The 26,383-nt window shown below is 72.7% G+C and carries 23 protein-coding genes and 1 rRNA gene; 4 read left to right on the top strand and 20 right to left on the bottom strand.

Annotation, left to right across the window (positions count from 1 at the left end):
* Positions 1–2: 2 nt before the first annotated feature.
* From argF to AMK19_RS16770, 3 genes are all read right to left on the bottom strand, one after another.
* The gene (gene argF, locus AMK19_RS16760; RefSeq protein ID WP_073812406.1) at positions 3–1,004 is read right to left on the bottom strand and encodes an ornithine carbamoyltransferase; all 1,002 of its coding nucleotides are present in this window, start codon (positions 1,002–1,004) and stop codon (positions 3–5) included.
* Positions 1,005–1,199: 195 nt separating this feature from the next.
* Positions 1,200–3,848: a polynucleotide kinase-phosphatase gene (locus AMK19_RS16765; protein WP_073812408.1), complete on the bottom strand. Its 2,649-nt coding sequence runs from the start codon at positions 3,846–3,848 to the stop codon at positions 1,200–1,202.
* Positions 3,845–5,533: a 3' terminal RNA ribose 2'-O-methyltransferase Hen1 gene (locus AMK19_RS16770; protein ID WP_073812409.1), complete on the bottom strand. Its 1,689-nt coding sequence runs from the start codon at positions 5,531–5,533 to the stop codon at positions 3,845–3,847. The genes AMK19_RS16765 and AMK19_RS16770 overlap by 4 nt, the downstream gene beginning before the upstream one ends.
* A 101-nt stretch (positions 5,534–5,634) precedes the next feature.
* Between AMK19_RS16770 and dapD the strand changes: the two genes are divergently transcribed.
* A complete protein-coding gene (gene dapD / locus AMK19_RS16775) occupies positions 5,635–6,624 on the top strand; it encodes a 2,3,4,5-tetrahydropyridine-2,6-dicarboxylate N-succinyltransferase (RefSeq protein WP_443135014.1) in 990 nt (329 codons plus the stop codon).
* 188 nt (positions 6,625–6,812) lie between these two features.
* On the opposite strand, the gene AMK19_RS16780 is transcribed toward dapD, so the two are convergent.
* The 8 genes from AMK19_RS16780 to AMK19_RS16815 form a co-directional block, all read right to left on the bottom strand.
* Positions 6,813–7,718 carry a DUF6099 family protein gene (locus tag AMK19_RS16780; protein ID WP_073812412.1) on the bottom strand — a complete coding sequence of 302 codons (906 nt, stop codon included), beginning with the start codon at positions 7,716–7,718 and terminating at the stop codon, positions 6,813–6,815.
* Between the two features lie 236 nt (positions 7,719–7,954).
* The gene (locus tag AMK19_RS16785) at positions 7,955–8,281 is read right to left on the bottom strand and encodes a nucleotide pyrophosphohydrolase (RefSeq protein ID WP_073812414.1); all 327 of its coding nucleotides are present in this window, start codon (positions 8,279–8,281) and stop codon (positions 7,955–7,957) included.
* Positions 8,278–9,630 (bottom strand): AAA family ATPase, encoded by a 1,353-nt coding sequence (locus tag AMK19_RS16790; RefSeq protein ID WP_143200235.1) that lies wholly within the window; start codon positions 9,628–9,630, stop codon positions 8,278–8,280. The genes AMK19_RS16785 and AMK19_RS16790 overlap by 4 nt, the downstream gene beginning before the upstream one ends.
* A 98-nt stretch (positions 9,631–9,728) precedes the next feature.
* Positions 9,729–10,559, bottom strand: a complete 831-nt coding sequence (locus tag AMK19_RS16795; protein ID WP_073812417.1) for a putative RNA methyltransferase — start codon at positions 10,557–10,559, stop codon at positions 9,729–9,731.
* A gap of 115 nt (positions 10,560–10,674) precedes the next feature.
* On the bottom strand, positions 10,675–11,088 hold the full coding sequence (locus AMK19_RS16800; RefSeq protein ID WP_033216979.1) for a hypothetical protein: 414 nt from the start codon (positions 11,086–11,088) through the stop codon (positions 10,675–10,677).
* A complete protein-coding gene (locus AMK19_RS16805; RefSeq protein WP_035862820.1) occupies positions 11,085–11,321 on the bottom strand; it encodes a toxin-antitoxin system HicB family antitoxin in 237 nt (78 codons plus the stop codon). The genes AMK19_RS16800 and AMK19_RS16805 overlap by 4 nt, the downstream gene beginning before the upstream one ends.
* Positions 11,322–11,489: 168 nt before the next feature.
* Positions 11,490–12,809 (bottom strand): class I SAM-dependent RNA methyltransferase, encoded by a 1,320-nt coding sequence (locus AMK19_RS16810; RefSeq protein WP_073812515.1) that lies wholly within the window; start codon positions 12,807–12,809, stop codon positions 11,490–11,492.
* 490 nt (positions 12,810–13,299) lie between these two features.
* The gene (locus AMK19_RS16815; RefSeq protein WP_073812418.1) at positions 13,300–15,351 is read right to left on the bottom strand and encodes an APC family permease; all 2,052 of its coding nucleotides are present in this window, start codon (positions 15,349–15,351) and stop codon (positions 13,300–13,302) included.
* A 245-nt stretch (positions 15,352–15,596) separates the two neighbouring features.
* Between AMK19_RS16815 and AMK19_RS16820 the strand changes: the two genes are divergently transcribed.
* On the top strand, positions 15,597–16,265 hold the full coding sequence (locus AMK19_RS16820) for a potassium channel family protein (RefSeq protein ID WP_073812420.1): 669 nt from the start codon (positions 15,597–15,599) through the stop codon (positions 16,263–16,265).
* Positions 16,265–16,921: a potassium channel family protein gene (locus AMK19_RS16825; RefSeq protein WP_073812422.1), complete on the top strand. Its 657-nt coding sequence runs from the start codon at positions 16,265–16,267 to the stop codon at positions 16,919–16,921. Before AMK19_RS16820 ends, AMK19_RS16825 begins: the two co-directional genes overlap by 1 nt.
* A gap of 61 nt (positions 16,922–16,982) precedes the next feature.
* On the opposite strand, the gene AMK19_RS16830 is transcribed toward AMK19_RS16825, so the two are convergent.
* From AMK19_RS16830 to AMK19_RS16845, 4 genes are read right to left on the bottom strand one after another with little or no spacing between them, the layout of a single operon-like run.
* Positions 16,983–17,708, bottom strand: coding sequence for a DUF3159 domain-containing protein (locus AMK19_RS16830; RefSeq protein WP_083646903.1), 726 nt, complete (start codon positions 17,706–17,708; stop codon positions 16,983–16,985).
* Entirely contained in the window at positions 17,705–18,115 is a 411-nt protein-coding gene (locus AMK19_RS16835; protein ID WP_073812423.1) for an OB-fold nucleic acid binding domain-containing protein, read from the bottom strand. Before AMK19_RS16835 ends, AMK19_RS16830 begins: the two co-directional genes overlap by 4 nt.
* Before the next feature lie 55 nt (positions 18,116–18,170).
* Positions 18,171–18,851 (bottom strand): response regulator, encoded by a 681-nt coding sequence (locus tag AMK19_RS16840; protein WP_043914021.1) that lies wholly within the window; start codon positions 18,849–18,851, stop codon positions 18,171–18,173.
* Positions 18,848–21,409: a sensor histidine kinase gene (locus AMK19_RS16845; RefSeq protein WP_073812425.1), complete on the bottom strand. Its 2,562-nt coding sequence runs from the start codon at positions 21,407–21,409 to the stop codon at positions 18,848–18,850. Before AMK19_RS16845 ends, AMK19_RS16840 begins: the two co-directional genes overlap by 4 nt.
* A gap of 129 nt (positions 21,410–21,538) precedes the next feature.
* Here AMK19_RS16845 and AMK19_RS16850 point away from each other — a divergent pair, with 129 nt between their 5' ends.
* The gene (locus AMK19_RS16850) at positions 21,539–22,366 is read left to right on the top strand and encodes a patatin-like phospholipase family protein (RefSeq protein ID WP_073812427.1); all 828 of its coding nucleotides are present in this window, start codon (positions 21,539–21,541) and stop codon (positions 22,364–22,366) included.
* Positions 22,367–22,391: 25 nt separating this feature from the next.
* Here the strand turns inward: AMK19_RS16850 and AMK19_RS16855 are convergent, their stop codons facing one another.
* From AMK19_RS16855 to rrf, 5 genes are all read right to left on the bottom strand, one after another.
* The gene (locus AMK19_RS16855; protein ID WP_073812519.1) at positions 22,392–23,069 is read right to left on the bottom strand and encodes an ABC transporter ATP-binding protein; all 678 of its coding nucleotides are present in this window, start codon (positions 23,067–23,069) and stop codon (positions 22,392–22,394) included.
* An 8-nt stretch (positions 23,070–23,077) separates the two neighbouring features.
* On the bottom strand, positions 23,078–24,001 hold the full coding sequence (locus AMK19_RS16860) for an ABC transporter ATP-binding protein (protein WP_073812520.1): 924 nt from the start codon (positions 23,999–24,001) through the stop codon (positions 23,078–23,080).
* A 346-nt stretch (positions 24,002–24,347) separates the two neighbouring features.
* Positions 24,348–25,487 carry a hypothetical protein gene (locus tag AMK19_RS16865; RefSeq protein WP_073812429.1) on the bottom strand — a complete coding sequence of 380 codons (1,140 nt, stop codon included), beginning with the start codon at positions 25,485–25,487 and terminating at the stop codon, positions 24,348–24,350.
* Positions 25,480–26,175 (bottom strand): sigma factor-like helix-turn-helix DNA-binding protein, encoded by a 696-nt coding sequence (locus AMK19_RS16870; RefSeq protein ID WP_083646905.1) that lies wholly within the window; start codon positions 26,173–26,175, stop codon positions 25,480–25,482. Before AMK19_RS16870 ends, AMK19_RS16865 begins: the two co-directional genes overlap by 8 nt.
* A 140-nt stretch (positions 26,176–26,315) precedes the next feature.
* A 5S ribosomal RNA gene (gene rrf / locus AMK19_RS38615) occupies positions 26,316–26,383 on the bottom strand; the annotation flags it as partial.

The raw sequence follows: 26,383 nt of genomic DNA on the forward strand, positions 1-26,383 counted from the left end.
GGTCAGGAACCGAGGGTGGCCACCATCACGGCCTTGATGGTGTGCAGGCGGTTCTCGGCCTGGTCGAAGACCACGGAGTGCGCCGACTCGAAGAGTTCGTCGGTGCACTCCAGTTCGGCCATGCCGGTGAGTTCGAACATCTGCCGGCCGATCTCGGTGCCGAGGTCGTGGTACGCGGGCAGGCAGTGCAGGAACTTGACCGCCGGGTTCCCGGTGGCGCGCACCGTGTCCATGGAGACCTGGTAGGGCTTCAGCAGGGCGATCCGCTCGGCCCAGACCTCCTTGGGCTCGCCCATCGACACCCAAACGTCGGTGTACAGGAAGTCCGCGCCCGCGACGCCCGCCGCGACGTCCTCGGTCAGCGTGATCAGGGCGCCGCTGGCCTCGGCCAGGGTGTGGGCGGCCTTCTGGACCTCCTCCGACGGCCACAGCTGCGCCGGGGCGACGATCCGGATGTCCATGCCCAGCAGCGCGCCGGTGACCAGCAGCGAATTGCCCATGTTGGAGCGGGCGTCGCCGAGGTAGACCAGCGTGGTCTCGTTCAGCGGCTTGGTGGCGTGCTCCTGGATGGTGAGCACGTCGGCCAGCATCTGGGTGGGGTGCCACTCGTCGGTCAGGCCGTTCCATACCGGGACACCCGCGTGGGCGGCCAGTTCCTCGACGATCTCCTGGCCGTCGCCCCGGTACTCGATGCCGTCGAACATCCGGCCCAGCACCCGGGCGGTGTCCTTCACCGACTCCTTGTGGCCCATCTGCGACCCGGCCGGGTCGAGGTACGTGGTGGACGCGCCCTGGTCGTGGGCCGCCACCTCGAACGCGCAGCGGGTGCGGGTGGAGGTCTTGGCGAAGATCAGGGCGATGTTCTTTCCCTTCAGCCGCGGCTGCTCCGTCCCCGCGTACTTGGCCGCCTTGAGCTGCGCCGCGAGGTCGACCAGGTGACGGAACTCCTGGGGAGTGAAGTCGGTCTCCTTGAGGAAGTGCCTGTTCCGGAGGTTGAACGCCATACCGGTCTCCTGGGTCGGTCAACGGGCTGAGACGGGAAGTGTATACGAGTCGTCGAATAATCATGCAATGGCGGGGCTGTTGTGCGGGCACCGGAGGTCCGCACAACAGGCCCGCGCGAGGCCCGAACGGGGCCTCGCGCGGACTGTCCGGGGCACGGCCGGCCCGAACGGGGCACGGCCTGGGCCCGGCCGGGGTCAGAGTCGGGGGTCGACCGGCTCGGACTCCAGTGCCAGCACCGCGAACACCGCCTCGTGCACCCGCCAGAGCGGCTCGCCGGCCGCCAGCCGGTCCAGTGCCTCCAGGCCGAGCGCGTACTCGCGCTGGGCGAGCGAGCGCTTGTGGCCCAGCGAGCGCTGCCGGAGCCGGTCCAGCCGCCGGATGTAGTCCGGGCCGTAGATGATCCGCAGGTACTCGCGCCCGCGCACCTTCAGACCGGGCTGGACCGGTCGCCCGCTGCCGTCCCGCTGCAGTGCCTCGACCGGCTTGACCACCATGCCCTCGCCGCCCGCGCCGGTCAGCTCCTCCCACCAGGCGACGGCCGCGGCCGTCGAGGCCTCGTCCTCGGTGTCGACCAGCATCCGCCCGGTGCGGTGCAGCACCGGGGTGCCGCCGCCGCTCTCCTCCGCGAGCCGGTGGTCGGCGGCGACCAGCCGGTCGATCAGGTCGAGGTGCTCGGTGTGCGGGCGCAGCGCCAGGTTGGCGCCCTCGGCGGCGAGCAGCTGGAACGGGGCCAGCCGGATGCCGTCCAGGCCCTCGGTCGGCCAGCAGTAGCGCCGGTACGCCTCGGTGAACGCCAGCGCGTCGGCGGTGCGCTCCTGCTGGCGGCCGGTCAGCTCCGCCACGTCCAGTCCGCGGGCGGCGGCCTTGGCGAGGGCGTCGAGCGCGACGGGCAGGGCGGCGCCGGCGGCCGCGCCGACCGCGGCGTACTGGCGGCGCAGCAGGTCGACGGCCTTCAGCGACCAGGGCATCAGCTCGGCGTCCAACAGCAGCCAGCCGGTGTCGAGTTCGTCGAACAGGCCGGACTGCTCGGCGGCGGCCCGCAGCCGGTCGAGTATCGCGCCGGTGAGCTGTTCGTCGGACAGGAAGGCGCGGCCGGTCCTGGTCCAGATCGCGCCCGGACCGGGCAGGCCGAAGCGCTTGTCCAGCGCGGCGTCGTCCCGGGCGACCAGGACCACGGCGCGCGAGCCCATGTGCTTCTCCTCGCAGATCACCTGCCGCACCCCGTCGTGCCGGTAGGCGAGGAACGCCTCCTCGGGGTGCTCCAGCAGGCCTTCGCGGCGGGAGGTCGGCGAGGGCGCCATGGTCGGCGGCAGGTAGGCGAGCAGTCGCGGGTCGAGCGCGAAGCGGCTCATCACCTCCAGCGCGGCGGCGGCGTTCTCCTCCCGGACTGCGACGTTGCCGAGCGTGCCGGTCTCCACCACGCGGCGGCCGGCCACGTCGGCGAGGTCCAGCGGACGGCCTTCCCGGCCGCCGGGCGCGTCCTGGTGCAGCGGGCGGACCGGCTCGTACCACTCCTGTTCGGCGGGCACGCCGACGATCTCCCGCTCCGGGTAGCGCAGCGCGGTGAGGCTGCCGCCGAAGACGCAGCCGGTGTCGAGGCAGATGGTGTTGTTGAGGAAGCTCGCCACCGGCACCGGGGTGTGGCCGTAGACCACCAGGGCGCGGCCGCGGTACTCCTCGGCCCACGGGTAGCGCACCGGCAGGCCGTACTCGTCGGTCTCGCCGGTGGTGTCGCCGTACAGCGCGTGCGAGCGGACCCGGCCGGAGGCACGGCCGTGGAACTTCTCCGGCAGGCCGGCGTGGCAGACCACCAGCGCGCCGCCGTCCAGCAGGTAGTGGCTGACCAGACCGCGCATGAACTCCCGCACCTGGGCGCGGAACTCCTCGCTCTCGCCGGCGAGCTGGTCGATGGTCTCCTGCAGGCCGTGCGAGACGGTGACCTTGCGGCCGTCCATCCAGCGGCCGAGCTTGTTCTCGTGGTTGCCGGGCACGCAGAGGGCGTGGCCGGCCGCGACCATGCCCATCACCAGGCGCAGCACGCCCGGGCTGTCCGGGCCGCGGTCGACCAGGTCGCCGACGAACACCGCGGTGCGGCCCTCGGGGTGCGCGGCGTCGACCGGGCGGCCCTGGTCGTCGCGGGTGATCGCGTAGCCGAGACGGTCGAGCAGGGTCTCCAGCTCGGAGCGGCAGCCGTGGATGTCGCCGACGATGTCGAACGGTCCGGTCAGGTGCCGCAGGTCGTTGTACCGCTTCTCCGGGACGATCTCGGCGTGCTCGATCTCCTCGACCCCGCGCAGCACGTGCACCTTGCGGAAGCCCTCGCGTTCCAGGCCGCGCAGCGAGCGCCGCAGGTCGCGCTGGTGACGGGGGATCACGTGCGCCGGCAGCTGCCGGTCCGGCCGGGCCCGGTTGCGTTCGGCGCACACCTCGGCGGGCACGTCCAGCACGATCGCGATCGGCAGCACGTTGTGCTCCCGGGCGAGCGCGATCAGATCGCGCCGGGCGTGCTGCTGGACATTGGTGGCGTCGACCACGGTGAGCCGGCCGGCCGCAAGGCGCTTGCCAACGACGTAGTGCAGCACGTCGAAGGCGTCGGCCGAGGCGGACTGGTCGTTCTCGTCGTCGGAGACCAGCCCACGGCAGAAGTCCGAGGAGACCACCTGGGTGGGCAGGAAGTGCTTCCGGGCGAAGCTGGACTTGCCGGAGCCGGTGCTCCCGATCAGCACCACCAACGAGACGTCGGTGACGGGGAGGCGCCGACCGGCCGGGAGGCCGGCCTCCGGGGTCTCGGCCTCCGGGGTCTCGGCCGCCGGGTTCTGGTCCGCGGGGGATTCGGTGGTCATCGGTTCGCGCTCCCTTCGAGGGCGAGGTCGTTCGACGGGGTGCCGGTGCCGGCCGCGGTGTCAGCCTTGGCGGTGTCGGTCTTGGCGAGCTCGGCGGTGTCGGCGGGCTCGGCGAGGCGGAAGTGGGCGAGCTGGGTGGGCGCGCCGACCTCCGGGTCGAGCGGGCCGACCGGTTCGAACGCGACCGTGTAGCCGTAGCTGTCGGCCACCTGCTCCGCCCAGGCGGTGAACTCGGCCCGGCTCCACTCGAACCGGTGGTCGCCGTGCCGGACGTGCCCGGCGGGCAGGCTCTCCCAGCGCACGTTGTACTCGACGTTCGGTGTGGTGACCACGACCGCGGCGGGCCGGGCCGCGCCGAACACGGCGTACTCCAGCGCGGGCAGCCGGGGCAGGTCGAGGTGCTCGATCACCTCGCACAGCACCGCCGCGTCGTAGCCCTTCAGCCGGGCGTCGGTGTACGTCAGCGCGCCCTGGACCAGCCGCACCCGGCGCGCCTGACGCTCCGGCATCCGGTCCAGCCGCAGCCGGCGGGCGGCGATCGTCAGCGCCCGGGAGGAGACGTCCACTCCGACCACCTCGGTCACCCGGGGCTCCTTGAGCAGTGCGCCCACCAACTCGCCCTGGCCGCAGCCCAGGTCGAGCACCCGGGCGGCGCCGGTGCCGGCCAGCGCGGCCAGGATCGCCGTGCGCCGCTGGACGGCCAGCGACTCACTGCGGCCGGCCGCCTCCTCGACGGCGGGCGGCTCGACGGCGGGCGGCTCCGGCTGCGGTTCGCCGGTCGGTGCCGCCTGCGCCGGGGTCGACGCATCGTCGGTCGGGAGTTCGGTCTCCACGTCCGTGGTCGGGTCGGTGGCGGTCACCTCCTCCGGGGTGTCGGGGACGGCGTTGTCGAGTTCCTCGGCCTCGCGGTCGTCGGCCTCGGCCAGCCGGGCCAGGGCGAGGCGTTCCATCGCGAGCCGGGTCAGCGACCAGCGGCGGGACAGGTAGCGGCGGGTGATCAGGGCGCGTTCGGGGTGGTCGGCGAGCCAGCCCTGACCGGCCGCCAGCAGCTTGTCGACCTCGTCGGGCGCGACCCAGTAGTGCTTGGCGCCGTCCAGCACCGGCAGCAGCACGTACAGGTGCTGCAGGGCGTCGGCGAGCCGCAGTGTGCCGGTGAGTTCGAGCCGCACGTACCGGGAGTCGCCCCACTCGGGGAAGGACTCGTCCAGCGGGACGCACGTCGCTTCGACCTGCCAGCCCAGCGGGGCGAACAGCCGCTCCACCAGGGCCGGCCCGTCGCCGGCCACCGGGACGGCGGGCAGCGCGATCCGCAACGGCATGGCGCGGCCGGGCAGTTCGGGCCGGTGCCCGCACTCGCCCTTCATCGCGGACCGGAACACCGTGCGCAGCGCCACCGCGAGCAGCGAGGACGCGGCGTACGGCCGGTCGTTGACGTACTCGGCGAGCGCCAGGTCGGGCGAGCCGGAGCGGCCCTTGCCCCGGCCTTGGCGCAGCAGCGCCGCAGGGTCGACTTCCAGCAGCAGCGCGGCGGTGCACGCGTCTTCCCCGGACTCGGGGTAGAAGACGTGCGCGGTGCCGTGCGCGGTGGTGAACCGCTGCACCTTGTCGGGGTGCTTGTGCAGGAGGAAGCCCAGGTCGGATGCAGGGTTCTCGGCGGTGCCGGTGGTGGATATCGATACGAACACCCGGTCGAGTATGGCTGTTGGGCCTGTACGGGGGCATTAGGTTTTGTCCGTCCGGTGAGCGTGTTGGTCAGTCCTTGCCCCGATTGGTTAACGTGCGGGATGTGACTGCTGAGACCTCCACTTCCACGAACGGCGCGGTGGCCGTCGGCCTGGCGACCGTCGCCGCCGACGGCACCGTCCTCGACACCTGGTTCCCCTCCCCCGAGCTGGCCGCCGCTCCCGGCCCGTCCGGCACCGTCCGGCTGAGCGCCGAGGAGGCCGAGCAGGCGCTCGGCGCGGGCGCCTCCGAGGCGCTGCGCGTCGACGCGCGGCGCGGCGTCGAGGTGGTGGCGGTGCGCACCGTGATCTCCTCGCTGGACGAGAAGCCGCTGGACGCGCACGACGTCTACCTGCGCCTGCACCTGCTCTCCACCCGCCTGGTGAAGCCGCACGGCCAGAACCTGGACGGCATCTTCGGCCTGCTGGCGAACGTCGCCTGGACGTCGATCGGCCCGGTGCCGGTGGGCAACGTGGAGCAGGCCCGGCTGGCGGTGCGCGCCCAGGGCGGGCAGCTCGCCGTGTACGGCATCGACAAGTTCCCGCGGATGACCGACTACGTGGCGCCGAGCGGAGTGCGCGTCGCGCACGCCGACCGGGTACGCCTCGGCGCGCACCTGGCCGAGGGCACCACCGTGATGCACGAGGGCTTCGTCAACTTCAACGCCGGCACCCTGGGCACCTCCATGGTCGAGGGCCGGATCAGCGCGGGCGTGGTGGTCGGCGACCACAGCGACATCGGCGGCGGCGCCTCGATCATGGGCACCCTGTCCGGTGGCGGCCAGCAGACCGTCTCGGTGGGCGAGCGCTGCCTGCTGGGTGCCAACGCGGGCATCGGCATCTCGCTGGGCAACGACTGCGTGGTCGAGGCGGGCCTGTACGTCACCGCCGGCACCCGGGTCACCACCCCGGACGGCACGGTGGCGAAGGCGGTGGAGCTGTCCGGCCAGGACAACCTGCTGTTCCGTCGCAACTCGCAGTCCGGCGCGGTCGAGGTGATCGCCCGCTCCGGTTCGTGGGGCGGCCTGAACGCGGATCTGCACTCGCACAACTGATCTCCTTTCGGCTCGCGTCCCGGCTTCGGGACGTCCCCGCTCGGCGCTGTAGCCGAGCGGGGGCCGGGCTCGCAAACTCGGCTCACCCCTGGGGCTGACCGGGCCCCGCGGTTGGACCGCTACGGGTGGTCCCGGGTGACCGCGCACGGCGGGGACTCGTTGGACCGGCGGCGTCGACCCCCGGCGCTTCACCCCGCACCACCGAGCTGAAGGGGCCCCCTCATGTCCGAGCCCTGGACCGAGCCGCCCACCACGGGCACCCCCACGGGCGGCGTGCCCGTCACCACCAAGTCGCTGCTGGAGCAGATGCAGGAGCTGCTCGCCTCGATCAACACCGACCTGGCCGGACTCGACTCCGACCTGCGGGACACCGCACCCGCACCCCGGAGCGAGCCGGACGACTCGGCCCGCGACTGAGCGCACGCCACCGGGACCGGCGGGCCCAGCGGGACCACGAGCCTCGGCTCCTCCCGCCGGGCCCCGCCCGGCATCACGGCCTCCCCGGCTTCCGCCTCCCCGTCTTCCGCTGCCTCGGCTTCCGCTGCGTCCACGTCCTCGGAAGACGCCTCGTCGGCCGCCGTCGTCCGCTGCTGCTCGCGCAGCAACTCGGCGACCAGATCCCGGCATTCGGAGCTCGCGTCGAGCCCGTCGATGCACGTCCAGTACAGGCTCTCGGTCTCCGCTCCGCAGGCCAGCACCACCAGGTTCTCGCCGGTCTCCTCCAACAGCCCGGCCAGCTCCACCAGGACCGGTTCCAGCTCGCCGAGCTCGGTGAGCCGCTCGACCGGCCCCGGCCCGGACCTACCGCCGAGCCTCTGCACCGGCCCGCCGCCGAGCCGGCCACCGAACCCGTGGAGGCCGGGATCGTGGAGGCCGGGATCGGGCGGCTGTCGCAGGCAGCTCGCGGTGTGCCCGCCGGCCTCCGAGAGCAGCTGCCCCAGGGTGGCGAACTGCTCGCCGTCGTGGTCGGCGATCCGCGCCCCGACGGCCTCGATGGCCAACCCGGACCGGCAGGCCCGGTACAGGATCTCCCTGGCCCCCCGGGCCTCGGCCAGGTCCTGCCGGACGGTCTTGATCAGTCGCAGTGCCTCCATGGCGCGCGCTCCCCTCGGTCGCCGCCGCCGTCGGTCGGCGGTCGGTCAGGGGCTCAGCGTGCCGTCGCCGGCCGGTCGTTCCCAGCGCATTCGCCGCACCTGTGGACAACCCGGCCCTGTGGAAAACTCGGGTCCCCCGCAGGAGGGAAAACCGGATGACTTCCGCACCCACGTGAAACGCCCGAGTCGCCGGCAGCGCCGAAGCCACGAAGCCACGAAGCCACCGCGGAACGACCTCAAGCCGCCGGAAACCGGCTCTCGTTGCGCTCGATCTTCTCCGCCAGCGCCCGCAGCGGATCCACCTCCAGCACGGTGCACAGCTGCAGCAGGTAGGCCAGCACGTCGGCGACCTCGTCCCGCACCCGGTGCGCCGTGCCGGCGTCGGTCATCACCGCGCCGGCCTGTTCGGGCGTCAACCACTGGAAGATCTCCAGCAGTTCACCGGCCTCGACGCTCAGCGCCGAGGCCAGGTTCTTCGGGGTGTGGAACGGCTGCCAGTTCCGGGCGGCCGCGAACTCGGCCAGTCGCCGCTGGAGTTCGGGCACCGTCAGATCATCGTTCATTCCCCCAGGTCTACCACTGCGGCCGCGTCCCGCGCCGCGCCCTGGACGGGCACCCGGGCAGCGGGTTCGGTGCGGCGCAGCAGGCTGTGGCCGGTGGCCGGATCGCGCCGGCACTCGACCAGTTCGACGCCGTCCAGGCCGTGCGCGGGGCCGGGTTCCTGGACGGTGGCGAGCAGCCGGATGTCGCCCTTGCCGGTGACTTCGCGGGCCAGCCGCAGCAGCGCGGCGACCTGCTCGGCCGCCAGCCCGGCCCCGAGGTCCTCGGCGAGCAGCACCAACTGCCGGTGCGCGTCGGGCACTTCGGCGGCCGGGTCGACGTCGATGACGTCGGCGCCGGTGAGCAGGACGGCGGCGAAGGCGAGCAGCCGCAGCATGCCGTCGGAGGCCTGGTCGGCGCCGGTGCGGCCGAGCACGCCCTCGTCGAAGACGGCGATCAGCCGCTGCTGCGCGCCCTCGCCGCGCCGGGCGACGTCCAGTCCGAGCAGCGGGTGCGGCGCGGCGGCCTGGACGGTGCGCAGCAGCCGGGCCCAGCGGCGCTGGCACTCGCTCTTGAGGCGGCCGAGGACGGCGGAGATGTTGGCGGCGGTGCCGAGCAGCCGGGCCTGCGGTTCGGGCCGGGCCCAGCCGCGCATCGCGGCGGGCACGGGGTGCAGGGCGAACACCTCGCGCAGTGCGGTGAGCAGTTGTTCGGAGGCGGCCAGCACCTTGCGTTCGCCGTTGGACGATCCGGCCACCCGCAGCGGCAGTTGGGCGGTGATCAGGCTGCTGCTGGACAGCGGCGCGCGGATGTCGCCCTGCCGGGAGTCGTTGTGCCAGGTGACGTTGACCCGGCCGCGGGCGAGGTCCTGTTCACCGGTCTCCATCAGGGTCCGGCCGTCCAGGGTGAGCCATTCGCGGGCGATCCGGACGCGTTCGTCGGTGCGCACCACCACTTCGAGCCGGACCTGCCCGACGCCGGAGCGGACGGTGCAGCCCAGGATGATCGCGTTGCGCCCGTGCGGGACGCAGCCGGCCAACCCGCCCCGGACGGGGACGGCGAGCGGGCCACCGATGCCGCCGATGCCGTCCAGCGAGGGTCTGATCTCCTCACCGAGGGCGAGCCGGGAGAGCACCGAGAGGGCGTCCAGCGCGTTGGACTTGCCCGCCCCGGACGGGCCGTGGACGACGGTCAGCGGTGACATCGGCAGGGTGGCGCGCCGGTAGGACTTGAAGGACGTCAGCCGCAGTTCCTCGACGGTCGGGCGCTTCACCAGGGGTGTGGACTCCGCGGGCGGGCGCCGGCCCGGCTGGGCGGAGGAGCGGTCGGGCGGCCCGACCGGGGGCGGGGCCAAGGGGGCTTCGCTGGTCACTCCGAGCACTTTAGGCCCGCAGTGAGCTGGAGAAACGACTCTCCTGACGGCCTTTCACCCCTTCGAGTCCCAACCGTCGCCGGGCCCGTCGCGGTGTGTCACTCGTACGCGGTGATCCGCACCGAGCCGGTGACCTCCACGGGCTCCGGCAGCGCGTCCAGTGCGGCGGCCAGCGCGGCCCGGTCGGTGTGCCAGGCGCTCGGCCCCATCCCGACCACGGCGGCGGCGTCCGCCCGTGACAGCCGCAGCGCGAACTCCACGTCCGTGCGCCCCACCGGCGCGAACCACGGGCCGAGCTTCTCCTCGATCCGCCGGTCCTTGTCCTCGTCGACCGACAGCAGGCCCAGCACGCCCACCAGTTCCCGCAGGTGGCGGGAGGTCGGCGCGGCCACCAGCAGCCGCCCGCCCGGGCGCAGCACCCGCCGCATCTCCGGGCCGTTGCGCGGCGCGAACACGTTCAGCAGCACGTCCGCCGCGCCGTCCCGCAGCGGGAGCGGACGCCAGGCGTCGCACACCACGGCGCCGATCCGCGGGTGCGCCTTCGTGGCCCGCCGCAGCGCGTACTTCGACAGGTCGAGGGCCGCGCCGGCCGCACCGGGCCGGGCCTCCAGCACCCGCGCCAGGTAGTGCCCGGTGCCCGCGCCCAGGTCGGCCACCAGGCCGGTGTCCGCCGCGACCCCGGCGGCGGCCTCGGCCAGCGCCCGCTCCAGCGGACGGTAGTGGCCGGCCGCCAGGAACTCGCTGCGGGCGGCGACCATCTCCGCGGTGTCGGCGGTGCCCGCCTTCGCGTCGCCGGCCAGCAGGCTGACGTAGCCCTGCCGGGCCTGGTCGAAGCTGTGGCCCTGCGCGCAGCGCAGGGTGCGGCCGTCCAGGGTCAGGGGGTGGGCGCAGTGCGGGCAGACCAGATAGGGCTCGATGTCCTGCAGCAACTCGGTCGCATCCTCGCGGGATCGTCAGGGGCCGGGGGAACGTCGAGGGTATCCCGGCTGCGGACGCCTCGTCGCTCTCCCGGCCCCTGACCTGCGGCCGGACCGTACCGACGGCTCACTCCTCGCCGTCGTCGCCGACTTCTTCCTCCTCCGACTCGTCGACCACCCACATCGCCAGCCGCTCCGCCACGCCCGTGATGCCGAGCTTGCCCTCCCGGATCGCCCGGGCCAGGCTGCGCACCTCGCGCGCGGTGGTCGCCACCCGGCAGCCGCTGGCCACCAGGTACGCGTAGGCCACGGCGGTGGCGAACAGCTCGTTGTTGCGCTCCAGCGCGGGGACCCGGATCAGCTGGTGCATCAGCGCGGCCGCACGGTCCTGCGGCTCCGGGTAGACGGCGATGTCGAAGATTTCGGCCTGGTGCCTGGTGATCGCCGCGAGCAGCGATCCGTAGTCGGTGACCTGCGGGTCACCGGGCGTGTACTGCTCGGCGGTCATGAGCAGCCACGAGAGGTCGACCTCAAGTTTCAACGGCGCACGTCCTGGAGTTCGCTCGGCGATCCGAATTCGGCGAGGAACGCCGCCTCGTGCTCCTTCATGAACTGCGCCGCGGCGTCCACGAAGTTGCGCCCCGCCTCGCCCATGTCCTGCTGTACCAGGCGCTCGATGTACTGGTTCATGCTGATCCCCTGCTGTTCGGCCCGCTCGCGGGCCATCTCGGCGGTGGTCGCATCCACCCTGACGTTCAGCTGCTTCTTGGCCATGCTTCACGCTAGCGCCGAGGTGCTAGCACAACAAGGGCGCAAACCGGCCGCACCCCCGCTCCCCCAACCCTGTCCGCCCGCGCCCCCGCGAAAACCGGCCACCGGGCCCGGAAACGCCGGACGGGCGCGGGAGAGGAACTCCCGCGCCCGTCCTGACGGGTGGGTCGACTACGGGCGGTCGGCGATCGGCTCCAGGATGGCCACGGACTCGAAGTGGTGGGTCATCGGGAACAGGTCGAAGGCCCGCAGCGAGACCGGGCGGTAGCCGCCCTCGCGGAAGAAGGCCAGGTCGCGGGCGAGCGCGGCGGGGTCGCAGGCGACGTAGGCGATGCGGCGGGCGGAGAGCGAGCAGAGGTGCGCGACGGTGTCGCGGCCGGCGCCGGCCCGCGGCGGGTCGAGGACGATCAGGTCGGTGGAGGTGATGCCGGTGCGGGGCAGCAGGGTCTCGACCTTGTCGCACTCGATCCGGACGTTCTCCAGCGCGGCCAGGTTGTGCCGGGCGTCCGCCACGGCCTGCTTGCCGGACTCGATGCCGAGCACCGCGCCCTCCTCGCCGACCCGTTCGGCGAGCGCGCCGGCGAACAGGCCGACGCCGCAGTACAGGTCGAGGGCGTTCTCGCCCCACTGCGGGTCGAGGCCGGTGAGGACGGCGTCGACCAGGGTGTCCGGGGCCTCGGGGTGGATCTGCCAGAAGCCGCCGTTGGAGACCCGCCAGGTGCGGCCGACGGCGCGCTCGCGGACGAAGGCGCGGCCGTGCACGCGGTGGAACAGGTCCTGCTCGTCGATCCGGGCGATCGAGGCCTCCCGGTCGAGTTCGACCAGCGGCAGCTGCTCGCCGGGCTGCGGCCGCAGGATCACCTGCCGGTCGGAGGAGCCGGACGCGGCGATCGCATCGACGGAGGCGACGCCCGTCCAGTCGCGGGACTCGATGCCGAGCTCGGTGACGCCGGGCGCGGCGATCAGGCAGCGGTCGATCGGCTGGATGTCGTGCGACCGGTGCTTGCGCAGGCCGATCGTGCCGTCCTCGTCGACGGCGTACTGGACGCGGCTGCGCCAGGCCGGGACCTCGCCGGCCTGGAGCTTGCCGCCGACCGGCTCGACCGAGCCGTCCCAGTGGGCCTCCTCGGGGGTGAGGCCGGCCAGCTTGGCGAGCTGCTCGGTGAGCACCGCGCCCTTGAGCTTGCGCTGCCCGCCGGGGGTGACGTGCTGCCAGTCGCAGCCGCCGCACTTGCCGGGGCCGGCGAACCGGCAGGGCGCCTCGATCCGCTCCTTGGCGGCCTCCAGCACCTCCACCGCGTCGGCCCGCAGGAATCGCGAGGTGGTGGTGCCGTCGGTGACCTGCGCGATCACCCGCTCACCGGGCAGCGCGTGCCGGACGAACAGCACCCGGCCCTCGTGCCGGGCCACGCAGTGCCCGCCGTGCGCGACCGGCCCGACCTCGACCTCGTAGCGTTCGCCGACCAGCGGGTCGCCGGACGGCTGCCGCAGCGCCCGCTGGGCGGGCCGCACGGCCTTGGGCGCGCGTACCGCACCGGGCTTGCGCCCCTGCCGATCGGCGTTCTTCGCGCGCGGGCCCTCGCCCTTCGCCGTCTTCGGCTCCTTCGCCGTCTTCGGCTCCTTCGCAGTCTTCGCCGCCTTCGCGGGTGCCGGCCGCACCTCGGCGGGACGCTGCTCGCCCGGCACCGGCGGCAGGCTGCGGGCGGTGTTGCCCTCCCGGTCGGTGGCTTCGGGCCGGGCCGGCCGGCTGCTCCAGCGCGGGTGCGCCACCTGCCCGGGCTTGGCGCCGGACGTGCGGCCGGGGCGGCCTTGGCGACCGGAGGAGCGGGGCGGGTTGTTGCGGGTCACAGGGCGCTTCCTTACGCGATACGAAAGACGGGGGGGGGACGGACGGTGGAGAACACGGCGGCCCGTGGCGGACCGGGAACGATCCGCCACGGGCCCATTGAAGGCCATCGGGAGGCCGGACGGGCCGTGCCGCTCAGTCGCGCGGCGCGGCGTCGTCCTTGCCGCCACGGGACTCCCCGGTGGTCTGCCCGGCACGCGGCCGGGGCTCGCCACGACGCACCGCACCGGGCGCGGACCACGCCTTGGGTGCCTTGCGTCGTTCCGAGGACTCCAACTGCCAGGGTACGGACGTCACCATCACACCGGGTTTGAACAGTAGGCGTCCCTTGAGCCGCAGCGCGCTCTGGTTGTGCAGCAGGTGCTCGTACCAGTGGCCGACCACGTACTCGGGGATGTAGACCGCGACCACGTCGCGCGGGCTGTCGCGGCGCAGGTTCTTCACGTACTCCAGCACCGGGCCGGTGATCTCCCGGTACGGCGAGTCGAGGACCTTCAGCGGCACGTCGATGCCGCGCTCGTCCCACTCCTTGCGCAGCGCCGCGGTGTCGGCCGGGTCCACGTTGACGGTGACGGCCTCCAGGATGTGCGCCCGGGACAGCTGGGCGTACGCGAGGGCGCGCAGCGCGGGCTTGTGCAGCTTGGAGACCAGCACGACGGCGTGCACCCGGGTCGGCGGGGCGACGTCGGTGGGCTCCTCGGCGGCCTTCAGCTCGGAGTTGACACTGTCGTAGTGCCGGCGGATCGCCTTCATCATCACGAACAGCACCACCATCAGCGCGATCGCGATCCAGGCGTGACCGATCTTGGTGGCGAGCACCACGATCAGCACGGCCATGGTCATCACCAGGCCGAAGGCGTTGATCGCCCGGCTGCGCTGCATGCGGCCGCGCTTCTTCGGGTCGGTCTCGGTCTTCAGCAGCCTGGTCCAGTGCCGGATCATGCCGGACTGGCTCATGTTGAACGCCACGAACACACCGACGATGTACAGCTGGATCAGCCGGTTCGGGTCGGCGCCGAACGCGACGATGAACAGGATCGCCGCGCCGGCCAGCAGCACGATGCCGTTGGAGAACGCCAGCCGGTCGCCGCGGGTGTGCAGCTGACGCGGCAGGTAGCGGTCCTGGGCGAGGATCGAGCCGAGCACCGGGAAGCCGTTGAAGGCGGTGTTCGCGGCCAGCACCAGGATCAGGCCGGTGGTGCCCGCGACGAAGTAGAAGCCGGGGGTGAAGTTGGAGAACACCGCCTCGGAGATCTGCGCCAGCACGGTCTTCTGGTGGTAGTCCGCCGGCGCGCCGATCAGCTGCTCGGTCGGGTTCTCGGCCATCTGCGTCCCGGTCAGGTGTGCCAGGTAGATGATGCCCATGAACATCGTGACGGCGATGCTCGCCATCATCAGCAGCGTGGTCGCGGCGTTCTTGCTCTTCGGCTTCCGGAAGGCCGGCACGCCGTTGGAGATCGCCTCCACACCGGTGAGCGCCGCACAGCCCGAGGAGAACGCCTTGAGCAGCAGGAACACCAGCGCGAACCCGGTCAGCGCCCCGTTGCCGGGCGTCGGCTCCAGGTGGAACGACGCGCTCTCCGCGGGCAGCGCCGAGTCGAACCCGAAGTGCCGCACCAGGCCGTAGACCACCATGCCGAGCACGCCCACCATGAACGCGTACGTCGGCACCGCGAACGCGGAGCCGGACTCGCGCACACCGCGCAGGTTCATGCCCATCAGCAGGATGACCAGGAACACCGACAGCGCCATCTCGTGGCCGCGCAACGCCGGCACCGCCGACACCACGTTGGCCACGCCCGAGGTGGTGGAGACCGCCACGGTGAGGATGTAGTCGACCATCAGCGCACTCGCCACCACCAGGCCGGAGTTCGGCCCGTGGTTGACGGTGGCGACCTCGTAGTCGCCGCCACCGCTCGGGTAGGCGTGCACGTTCTGCCGGTACGAGGCGACCACCGCGAGCATCACGATGGCGACCACGAGGCCGATCTGCCAGGAGAAGTGGATCGCCGACGCGCCGGCCAGCGACAGCGTGAGCAGGATCTCCTCGGGCGCGTACGCCACGGAGGAGAGCGCGTCCGAGGCGAACACCGGCAGCGCGATCCGCTTGGGGAGCAGCGTCTCCCCCAGCTTGTCGCTGCGCAGCGCACGCCCGATCAGGATGCGTTTCGGTAGGTCAGCAGGCATAGGCACAGCAAGGAATCGTAAGGGCTCCCGGTGGCACTCGATGCCTCCCGGGGCCACCTTGGTCGCGACTGTGTTCGGCGGACCGGCTAGCGTGTCGGATTACGGGTCAGCGGGCACCACCTGGTTGCCCCCTGCGTCGGATCACAGGCGCAGTCGACAAGTCGCCCCCGCAATCGGGGGCACGGAAGGACGATGAACGGTGTTTACGCAGGTCATGACCCCAACGGATCGGGTGAGGTAGTCGCGTGCACATCGTCATCATGGGCTGCGGGCGCGTGGGCTCGGCCCTCGCCAGAACGCTTGAGAAACAAGGCCACTCGGTCGCGGTGATCGACCAGGACCCGACCGCCTTCCGTCGGCTCGGCGCCGGTTTCAACGGCCGCCGGGTCACCGGCGTCGGCTTCGACCAGGACACCCTGCGGGAAGCCGGCATCGAGGAGGCGGGCGCCTTCGCCGCCGTCTCCAGCGGTGACAACTCCAACATCATCGCCGCCCGGGTGGCCCGCGAGAACTTCGGCGTCGAGCACGTCGCGGCCCGCATCTACGACCCCCGCCGCGCCGAGGTCTACCAGCGTCTGGGCATCCCGACCGTCGCCACCGTCCGCTGGACGGCCGACCAGATGCTGCGCCGGCTGCTGCCCAGCGGCGCCGAGCCGGTCTGGCAGGACCCGTCGGGCGCCGTGCAGCTCGCCGAGGTGGCGTTCGCCCCCGCGTGGATAGGCCACCGCCTGTCCGAGCTGGAGGCCGCCTCCGGTGTCCGGGTGGCGTTCGTCACCCGCGTCGGCGAGGGCGTGCTGCCCACCCCGCAGATGGTGGTGCAGGAGGGCGACCTGGTGCACGTGATGCTGCGCCGCAACGAACTGACCGCGGTCGAGGCGGCCTTCGCCAAGGGCCCCGAGGAGGCTGGTCACTGATGCGCGTCGCAATCGCCGGAGCCGGTGCCGTCGGCCGTTCCATCGCCGGAGAGCTGCTGGAGAACGGCCACGAGGTCCTGCTGATCGACAAGAACCCGAACTCCATCTCGGTGGAGCGGGTCCCGCTGGCGGAGTGGCTGCTCGCCGACGCCTGCGAGATCACCTCGCTGGACGAGGCCGCCCTGCAGCGCTGCCACGTGGTGATCGCCGCCACCGGTGACGACAAGGTCAACCTGGTCGTCTCGCTGCTCGCCAAGACCGAGTACGGGGTGCCCCGGGTGGTCGCCCGGGTGAACAACCCGAAGAACGAGTGGCTGTACAACGAGTCGTGGGGCGTGGACGTCGCCGTCTCCACCCCGCGTCTGATGTCGGCGCTGGTCGAAGAGGCCGTCAGCGTCGGCGACCTGGTCCGGCTGATGCGCTTCTCGCAGGGCAACGCCAACCTGGTCGAGCTGACCCTGGCCGCCGACACCGGTCTGGTCGGCACCCGGGTCTCGGACGTGGCCTGGCCGGTGGACACCGCGCTGGTCACCATCATCCGGGCCGGCCGGGTGCTGGTCCCCGGTGGCAGCGACACCCTGGAGGCCGGTGACGAGCTGCTGTTCGTCGCCGCGCAGGAGCGCGAGGAGGAGCTGGAGACGCTGCTCGCCGGCTGATCCGCCCCGCCGTACGACGAAGGGCCCGCGCATCGCGCGGGCCCTTCGTCACATCTGCCGACTACTTCTGCGGCTCTTCCTCGTCCTCCGGCAGCTCCGCCTTGATCGGCGGCGGCGCCTTCAGCAGGATCTGCCAGGTCACGTACATCGCCAGCAGCATCGGCGGAATGCCGAGGGCGACCTTCAGCCAGCCCAGCAGGTTGACGTTGTGGGTGAAGTACAGCGGGAAGAGGATCAACGGCTTCAGGCCCATGATCAGCACCCAGGCCCAGGTCGCCCGGGTGTAGGCGGCCAGCCGGCCCGGGTTCTGCTTGCGCCAGGTGAACATCTCGCCGGTGATCGGGCCGAGCATCAGTCCGATCATCGGCCAGCGCACCAGCGCGGAGACCGCCAGCGCCATGCAGTAGCCGACGTTCCACAGCAGGCCCGGCAGGTAGAAGTCCTCGGCCTTGCCGGTCTTCATCGAGATCCAGGCGCCGATCGCCACCCCGAACACGCCGGAGAAGGCGTGCTGGATGGTCTCCCGCCGCGCCAGCCGGACCACCACGAACACCGCGCACAGCGCCAGCGCCGACCAGGCGGCCACCGGCACCTTGTGGGTGATGTTGAAGGCGATGATGAACACCAGGCCCGGCAGCGTCATGTCGACCATGCCGCGGATGCCGCCGAACGCCTTCAGCACCGTCTCGGCCGCCTCCTTGGAGGCGTCCCGTTCGTACACACCGCTCTGCGGGTCGTCCTGCGGGTCGTGCGCGGTCACTCGGATCGCCTCGGCCTCGTTGCTCACGCGGACTCGCTCCCGTGTCCCACCGGACGCAGCTCGTAGCGGGGGTTGAAGAGCACGCGGCGCCCGCGTGCGTGGCCGATCCGGCCGCTGGCGATCAGACGGCGGCCCGGCTCGATGCCCACGATCGAGCGACGGCCCAGCCACACCACGTCCAGCGCCTCCGTGCCGTCGAACAGCTCGGCCTCCAGCGCGGGCACACCCGCACGGGGGCGCAGCGTGACGGTCCGCAGCGTGCCGGCCACGGTGACGATCTCACGGTCGCCGCAGGCGGCGATCGGGGTGCAGCCCGCCTCGGCGGTGTCCTGCCGCAGTTCCTGGGCGGCCAGCTCCTCCGAGGAGGACGTCAGCCGGCTCAGCATGCGGCGGAAACGGCCCTGCGGCTGGTCGCCGATGTTGTCACCACTCATGCGGGAAGGGTACCGGTTCACCGCCTCCCGGCGGCAGAGCCACGGGTGGGCCCGGTCACGGCTCGAAGCGGTAGCCCATGCCCGGTTCGGTGATGAAGTGGCGGGGGTGCGAGGGGTCGGCCTCCAGCTTGCGGCGCAGCTGCGCCAGGTAGACCCGCAGGTAGTTGGTCTCCTTGCGGTAGGCCGGCCCCCACACCTCCTGCAGCAGCTGGGTCTGGCTGACCAGCCGCCCGGAGTTGCGCACCAGCACCTCCAGCAGGTGCCACTCGGTGGGGGTGAGTCGGACGTCGTGGCCCTGACGGTTGACCTTCTTCGCGGCCAGGTCGACGGTGAACGACTCGGTGGCGACCACCGGCTCGCCCTCGGCGGTGACCGGTTCGGCGCGGCGTACGGCGGCCCGCATCCGGGCCAGCAGCTCGTCCATGCCGAACGGCTTGGTGACGTAGTCGTCGGCACCGGCGTCCAGCGCCTCGACCTTCTCGTCGGAGGCGTGCCGGGCGGACAGCACGATGATCGGCACCCTGGTCCAGCCGCGCAGGCCGCGGATCACCTCGACGCCGTCCATGTCGGGCAGGCCGAGGTCGAGCACCACCACGTCGGGATGGCGGGCGGCGGCCAGTTCCAGGGCGCTCGCGCCGTCGTGCGCGGAGTCCACCTCGTACTTGCGGGCCTTGAGGTTGATCACCAGGGCACGGACGATCTGCGGTTCGTCGTCCACCACCAGGACCCGGGTCATGCGGGACCGGCCTTTCCGTTGTCGGTGTGCTCGTGCAGGTCGACGGCGGGCAGCGAGACCACCATGGTCAGCCCGCCGCCGGGGGTGTCCTCGGCGGTGACGGCGCCGTCCATCGCCTCGGCGAAGCCGCGCGCCACCGCCAGGCCGAGGCCGACGCCGGTGCCGCGCGGGGCGTCGCCGTAGCGCTGGAACGGGGCGAAGATCCGCTCCCGGGCCTCCTCGGGGACGCCCGGACCGCGGTCCACCACGCGCAGCTCGACCCGGCCCTCGCGCGGCAGCAGGTCCGCCTTGACCAGCACCGGGCTGCCGGGCGGGCCGTACTTGACGGCGTTCTCCACCAGGTTGGCCAGCACCCGTTCCAGCAGCCCGGCATCGGCGCGCACCATCGGCAGTGACTCCGCCACGTCCAGCCGGACGCTGCCGGGCGGGACGCCGCCGAGCGCGAACGGCACCACCTCGTCCAGGTCGGTGGGCTGGAGCAGCGGGGTGACGGTGCCGGTCTGCAGGCGGCTCATGTCCAGCAGGTTGTTGATCAGATGATCGAGGCGGTCCGCGCCGGATTCGATGCCGGCCAGCAGCTCGGCCTCGTCCTCCTGGTCCCACTCGACGTCCTCGGCGCGCAGCGAGGTGACGGCGGCCTTGATCCCGGCCAGCGGGGTGCGCAGGTCGTGCGAGACGGCGGCCAGCAGCGCGGTGCGGATCCGGTTGCCCTCGGCCTCCCGGCGGGCGGCGGCGGCCTCCCCGGCCAGCCGGCGGCGTTCCAGCAGCATGGCGGCCTGGTTGGCGAACGCCCCGAGCATCCGCCGGTCCGCGGCGGGCAGCACCCGGCCGCGCAGCACCAGCGCGAGGCGGTCGCCGACCGGCACGTCCACGTCGGCCTGCTCGGGACCGGCGGGCGGACGCGGCCCGACCGAGGCGGCGGCGTTCCAGGCGGCGTGCGGATCGGCGCGTTCGACCAGGGCGACCGCCTCCTGCTGGAAGGTCTCCCGGACCTGCTCCAGCAGTGCCGTCAGCACCCCCTCGCCGCTGGGGGCACCGCGCAGCACGGTGCCGGCCAGCGCGGACATGGTCTGCGCCTCGGCCTGGGCGCGGGCCGCCTGATGGCTGCGCCGGGCGGCCAGGTCGACCACGGTGGCGACCGCGATGCCGACCGCGGTGAAGATCGCCACCGCCAGGATGTTCTGCGGCTCGGCGATGGTGAAGGCGTGAATGGGGGGCGCGAAGTAGTAGTTGAGCGCCGTCGATCCGACCAGCGCCGAGGCGATCGCCGGGTACAGTCCGCCGACCAGCGCCGCGCACACCGTCAGCGACAGGAACAGCAGCATGTCGGTGGAGAGGCCCTGGTCGTGGAACCGGCTCAGCACCAGTGCCAGCAGCGGCGGCCCGGCGACGCCGATCAGCCAGCCCGCGATCGCCCGGGTCCGGCCCAGGTCGGTGACCCTGCGGATCGGGATCCGGCCCCGGCCGAGCGCCGCGTGCTCGTGGTTGACCATGTGGACGTCGATGTCCCCGGAGTCCCGGGTCACCGTGAGGCCGACGCCCGGCCCGTACACGTACTGCCAGAGCTTGCGGCGGCTGGTGCCGATCACGATCTGGGTGGCGTTGACGCCGCGCGCGAAGTCCAGCAGCCCGGCCGCCGGGTCGTCGCCGAGCACCGAGTGGAAGCTGCCGCCGAGGCTCTCCACCAGCGCGCGCTGCTCGATCAGCGTCTGCGGCGAGGAGCCGGACAGGCCGTCGGAGCGCGAGATGTGCACCGCCGACAGCTCGCCGGCGCTGTTGCGGGCCGCGATCCGGGCGGCGCGGCGGATCAGCGTGGCGCCCTCCGGGCCGCCGGTCAGGCCGACCACGATCCGCTCGCGGGCCTGCCAGGTGCCCTGGATGCCCTGCTCGGCCCGGTACCGCTGCAGGTACTCGTCGACCCGGTCGGCCGTCCACAGCAGCGCCAGCTCGCGCAGCGCCGTCAGGTTGCCGGGCCGGAAGTAGTGGGCGAGCGCCGCGTCCACCTTCTCCGGCGCGTAGACGTTGCCGTGCGCCAGGCGGCGGCGCAGCGCCTGCGGCGACATGTCGACCAGCTCGATCTGGTCGGCGCGCCGCACCACCTCGTCCGGGACGGTCTCCCGCTGGCGGACGCCGGTGATGCCCTCGACCACGTCGCCGAGCGACTCCAGGTGCTGGATGTTGACGGTGGAGATCACGTCGATCCCGGCCGCCAGCAGCTCCTCGACGTCCTGCCAGCGCTTGCCGTTCCGCGAGCCGGGGACATTGGTGTGGGCGAGTTCGTCGACCAGCGCCACCGCCGGGTCCCGGGCCAGCAGCGCGTCCAGGTCGAGTTCGGTGAACTCGGCGCCGCGATGGGTCATCGTGCGGCGCGGGACGGTCTCCAGGCCGTCGAGCAGTTCCGCGGTCCGGGCGCGCCCGTGGGTCTCGACGAAGCCGACCACCACGTCCGCGCCCCGGTCGAGGCGGCGGTGCGCCTCGGAGAGCATGGCGTACGTCTTGCCGACGCCCGGGGCCGCCCCGAGATAGATCCGCAGCCGGCCGCGGCCCGTGTGCACCATGCCATTGAGACTAGGCCCTGCAATCGGAATATCCGCTGATCAGGCTGGCCCGACTGAAGAATTGGCAACTTCTTGACGGCCATTGCGCCAAAATGCCGAACGAAGCGATCAACCCAAGGGGGAACCACCATGCGCGGACTCGTACTCGGCGGCGGCGGACTCGCCGGCATCTCCTGGGAGACCGGCCTGCTCCACGGCCTCGCCGAAGCAGGCCTCGACCTTCCCGGCACCGCCGACCACATCCTCGGCACCTCCGCCGGCGCCACCGTCGCCGGCCAACTCGCCTCCGGTCTCCCGCTCGCCGAACTCCACCTCCGGCAGACCGACCCGACCCGGCAGAACCACGAGATCGTCCCGCCCCTCGACACCGTCGGGTCGGTCCTCGAAACCTGGGCCGGCCTGGTCGCCGAGATCACCGACCCCGCCGAACTGCGCCGCCGCATCGGCCGCCTCGCCCTGGACACCGACACCGTCCCCGCCGCCGAACGACGCGCCGTCGTCGCCGGCCGTCTCCCCGCCCACGACTGGCCCGCCTGGCCGCTCACCCTCACCGCCGTCGACGCCGACACCGGCGAACTGCGCATCTTCGACCGGCACAGCGGCATCCCCCTGGTCGACGCCGTCACCGCCAGCTGCGCCATCCCCGGCATCTGGCCCACCGTCGAGATCGACGGCCGCCGCTACATGGACGGCGGCATCCGCAGCAACACCAACGCCGACCTGATGACCGGTCAACAGGCCGTCCTGGTCGTCGCCCCGATGACCGACCACCACTTCGACACCGAACTGGAGACCCTCCGGGCCACCGGCGCCGTCCTCGCCGTCACCCCCGACGAGGAGGCGCTCGCCGCCTTCGGCGCCAACCCGCTCGACACCGCCGTCCGTGCACCCGCCGCCGAGGCCGGCCGGGCCCAGGCCCACCGGATCACCGAGCAGGTCCGCGAGCTCTGGGCCTGACACCCCTTATTACTGCGGCTCCTCTTTACTGCTGCGGCTCCTCGACGATCCTGCCGTCCCGCAGCTCCAGCACCCGGTCCGCCAGGTCCATCAGCTGCGGGTCGTGCGTCGCCACCAGCGCCGTCACGCCCTCGCTGCGCACCACCGCCCGCAGCAACTCCATGATCGCCAGACCGGTGTCCGAGTCCAGCTGCCCGGTCGGCTCGTCCGCGATCAACAGCGCCGGCTCGTTCGCCAACGCCCGCGCCACCGCCACCCGCTGCTGCTGGCCGCCCGACAGCTCCGTCGGCCGCTGCTCCGCGTGGTCGGTCAGGCCCACCATCGCCAGCAGGGTCCGCACCCGCTCCTCGCGCTCCCTCACCGCCACCCGGCGCAACCGCATCGGCACCCCGACGTTCTCCGCCGCCGTCAACACCGAGATCAACCCGAACGACTGGAACACGAAACCGATCCGCTCGCGCCGCAAGGCCAGCCGGCCCGACTCGTCCAGCCCCGACAGATCCATCCCCGCGATGCTGATCCGCCCCGCCGACGGCGTGTCCAGGCCGCCCACCAGGTTCAGCAGCGTCGTCTTCCCCGAGCCCGAACGGCCCCGCAGCGCCGTCAGCTCCCCGGCCTTCGCCGTGAACGACACCCCGCGCACCGCGTGCACCGCCCGGTCACCCGCCCCGAACGTCCGGTGCACGTCCTCCACGACCACCATCGCGCCGGTCACCCGCGCACCTCCGACCCCTCCGCGCGCCACACTCCGATGTGGTCCTCCTCCAGGGCCAACCGCACTCGGCGGCTCAGCCCCAACGCCTCGGTGAAGTCCTGCGGCAACTGCAACCGGCCCACCCGGTCCAGCACCGCGTACTCCACCCCCGGCTCGCCCCGCTCCGGACGCAGCACCTCCGTCGACGTCCGCCCGTTGCGGATCCGCACGGTGCGCCGCACCTCCTGGGCCACCATCGGGTCATGGGTGACGATCAGCACCGTCACCCCCAACTCCTCGTTCACCGACCGCAGCGCCGCGAAGATCTCCTCGCTGGTCGCACTGTCCAGCTCGCCCGTCGGCTCGTCCGCCAGCAGCAGCGCCGGCGAGTTCGCGTTCGCCACCGCGATCGCCACCCGCTGCTGCTCACCGCCCGACATCTCCGCCGGCCGACGCCCCGCCAGGTGCCCGATCCCCAACATCCCCAGCAGGTCCGCCGCCTGCCGCTGCCGATCGCGGCGCGGCACCCCCGCGTACCCCATCGGCAGCATCACGTTCTCCACCGCCGTCAGGTACGGCAGCAGGTTCCGCGCCGTCTGCTGCCAGACGAAGCCCACCGTCCGGCGCCGGAACGCCAGCCGCTCCCGCTTGTCCATCGCCAGCAGATCGTGCCCCGCCACCCGGGCACTGCCCGCCGTCGGCACGTCCAACCCCGCCAGGATCCCCAGCAGCGTCGACTTCCCCGAACCGGACGCGCCGACCACCGCGATCAACTCGCCGTCCTCGACCGTCAGATCGAGCCCCTGCAGGGCCTGCACCTCGACGCCCTCGGAACGGTGGATCCGCACCAGGTTCTCGCACACCACCATGCCCTCGGCCGGCGGCGGACCCGCCGCGACCGCCCGTCGACGCAACTCGTCCAGCCCCTCGGGCTCCGACACCACCGACACCCCCACCGCGTTCCCCTCCGGCCGCCGAACCCACGGCTCGGCACGGCCTGCACTCCGGCCGACACCTCTGTGACGCTCCCGCCCGGCCGCACCTCGTCGGCGACGCCCGGCGGGTGCCTCGTTGACGCCCGGTCGGGCAGCCGGGACAGTCCCCTGTTCTGCCCCGACCGTCCGACCGGGCGTTCCCCCGCAGGCCGCCACCCCGATCGGCGGCGACCTCATCACACCAACGCGGCCCGAAGCAGCCCGGTTGCACCGCACCTCGGACTTTTTTCGAAACTCTCCGGACACCGCGACGCCGCCCCTGGGTCCGGTGCCGTTCCAGGACCGTGCGGCCTCAGCCGGCCTCGGGCTCCGATGCGCGCAACTGCAGGAATTCCAGCGCCGATTCCCGGAACGGATCCGACAGTCCCGCCGCCGGCGACACCCCCCGCCCGCCGCGACGCACCGTCAACACCGCCACCATCGTGCCGCTGATGTGCACCACCGCCTCCTCCGCATACGCCACCGGCTGCCGCACCCCCAACGCCACCACTGCGCCGACCTGTTGCTCGACCGTCCACCCCGCCCCCGAGCTCACACACTCCCCGCCCCCCATCAGCCGGCTCGCCTGGTACTCCGCCGCCAACGGCGACTCGAACCGCATCACCACCTGCTGCGCCGTCGCCTCCGGGTGCCCGGCGTCCACGTACCGCTGCTCCCACAACTGCACGGCACCCGACGTGCGGACCAGCCGCGACACACAACCGTCCGCGAACGCGTCCACGCCGGGGGGACCGGACGCGCTTCCGCTCGCGCCGGGGGTCTGGCCCGCCGGCCGGCTTGCGGTTCGGTTCGTCTCCTGACCTGGTGCCCGGCTCGCCGACTGGGTCGCCGGCCGGCTCGCTGTCGATGAAGTGCCGTTGCCGACGGCCGAGTCGGCGTTCGCGGAGGGACCTGCCGCGGTCGTCGAGCCCGGGGACGCCGTGCCGGTGGCCACCTGGTCCGCCACCGGGAAGGCCGTCCACGGGCCGTACCCGCCCAGGACGCTCGGCATCCGCGACACGTCCAGCGTCAGCGCCCGCACCACCGCATCTGCGGACTCCAGCGGCGCCCACTCCACCTCGGAATTCGCCGACGGAAGCAACGGCAACTGCGGCTCCGGGAGCGACCGCACCTCCGACGGCCCGGACGCCGCAGCCGTCGGAGGCACCGGATACCCCGCCACGCCGTGCCCGTGCCCCGGCGGCGGGGGCACCAACTCCGCCGCCGACCACAGCACCGCCACGCCCAGCACCCCCGCCATCGCGACCGCCCCCGCGCGGTAACGCCCCCGCCGTACCCCGCGACGCACCATCTCCTCGCTCGGCGGCACCGGCACGGCCAGCACCACCTCGCGCCGCAGCCCGTCGAACATCGCCTCCAACCGGGCAGCCCCGATCGCCGGGCGGTCCTCCGTTCCCACTGTCTCCACCGTCTCCGCCTCGGGCTCAGACATGCGATCCGTCCGCCATCCGCACCCGAGCCCCCGTCAACCGCGCCGTCACCGGCACCTCGTCAGCACCGTCGGCCCTCGTCAACTCCCCGCCCCCCGCCGCCGGTTCACCTGCGGCAGCCACCGGGGCCGACCGCAGTGGCGCGACCATCGGCTCCTCCACGGCCGCCGCCGGCTCTTCCCCCAACAGCACCGCCAACGCCTGCCGCCCCCTGTGCAACCGCGCCTTGACCGTCCCCACCGGCACCCCCTCGTCCGCGGCGATCTCCGCCACCGAACGACCCCCCATGTGGTGCCAGACCAACGCCGACCGCTGCGCCTCCGGCAACTGCCGCAACGCCTCCACCAACGCCACTGTCTCCGGCCCCGGCCCCGGAACCGGCAGATTCGCGTCCCCGTGCCGGATCCAGCTCTGCAACGCCGTCCGCGCCCGCCGCCAGCGACTGATCGCGATCCGCTGCCCCGTCAGCCGGACCCACGCCACCGGATTCTCGTGCGACACCAGCCGCCCCCAGTGGTTCCACGCCCGGACGAACGCCTCCTGCGCGGCGTCCTGCGCCTCACCCAGATCACCCGTCAGCGCGTACAAGTGCGCGACCAACTGACCGTACGCGGCCTCGTAGAACACCCGAAAGTCGTCGCCGCCTCGGCCGGCTCTTCCGCCGGCCCCCTCGCCCTGCTCCACGACCATGACGCCACAGTGTGCCGTGCACCGAACCACCCGGCAACAGCCCCGGCGGTTCGGCCTCCGGCTCCGGAAATGGTCCGGAAATGGTCCGAGAACGCGAAAAAGCCCCCCGCCGTGAGGCGAGGGGCTTTCCCTGAAAGATTGTTCGGCGGCGTCCTACTCTCCCACAGGGTCCCCCCTGCAGTACCATCGGCGCTGTGAGGCTTAGCTT

This window comes from Kitasatospora sp. CB01950 (assembly GCF_001905465.1).
GTDB lineage: Bacteria > Actinomycetota > Actinomycetes > Streptomycetales > Streptomycetaceae > Kitasatospora.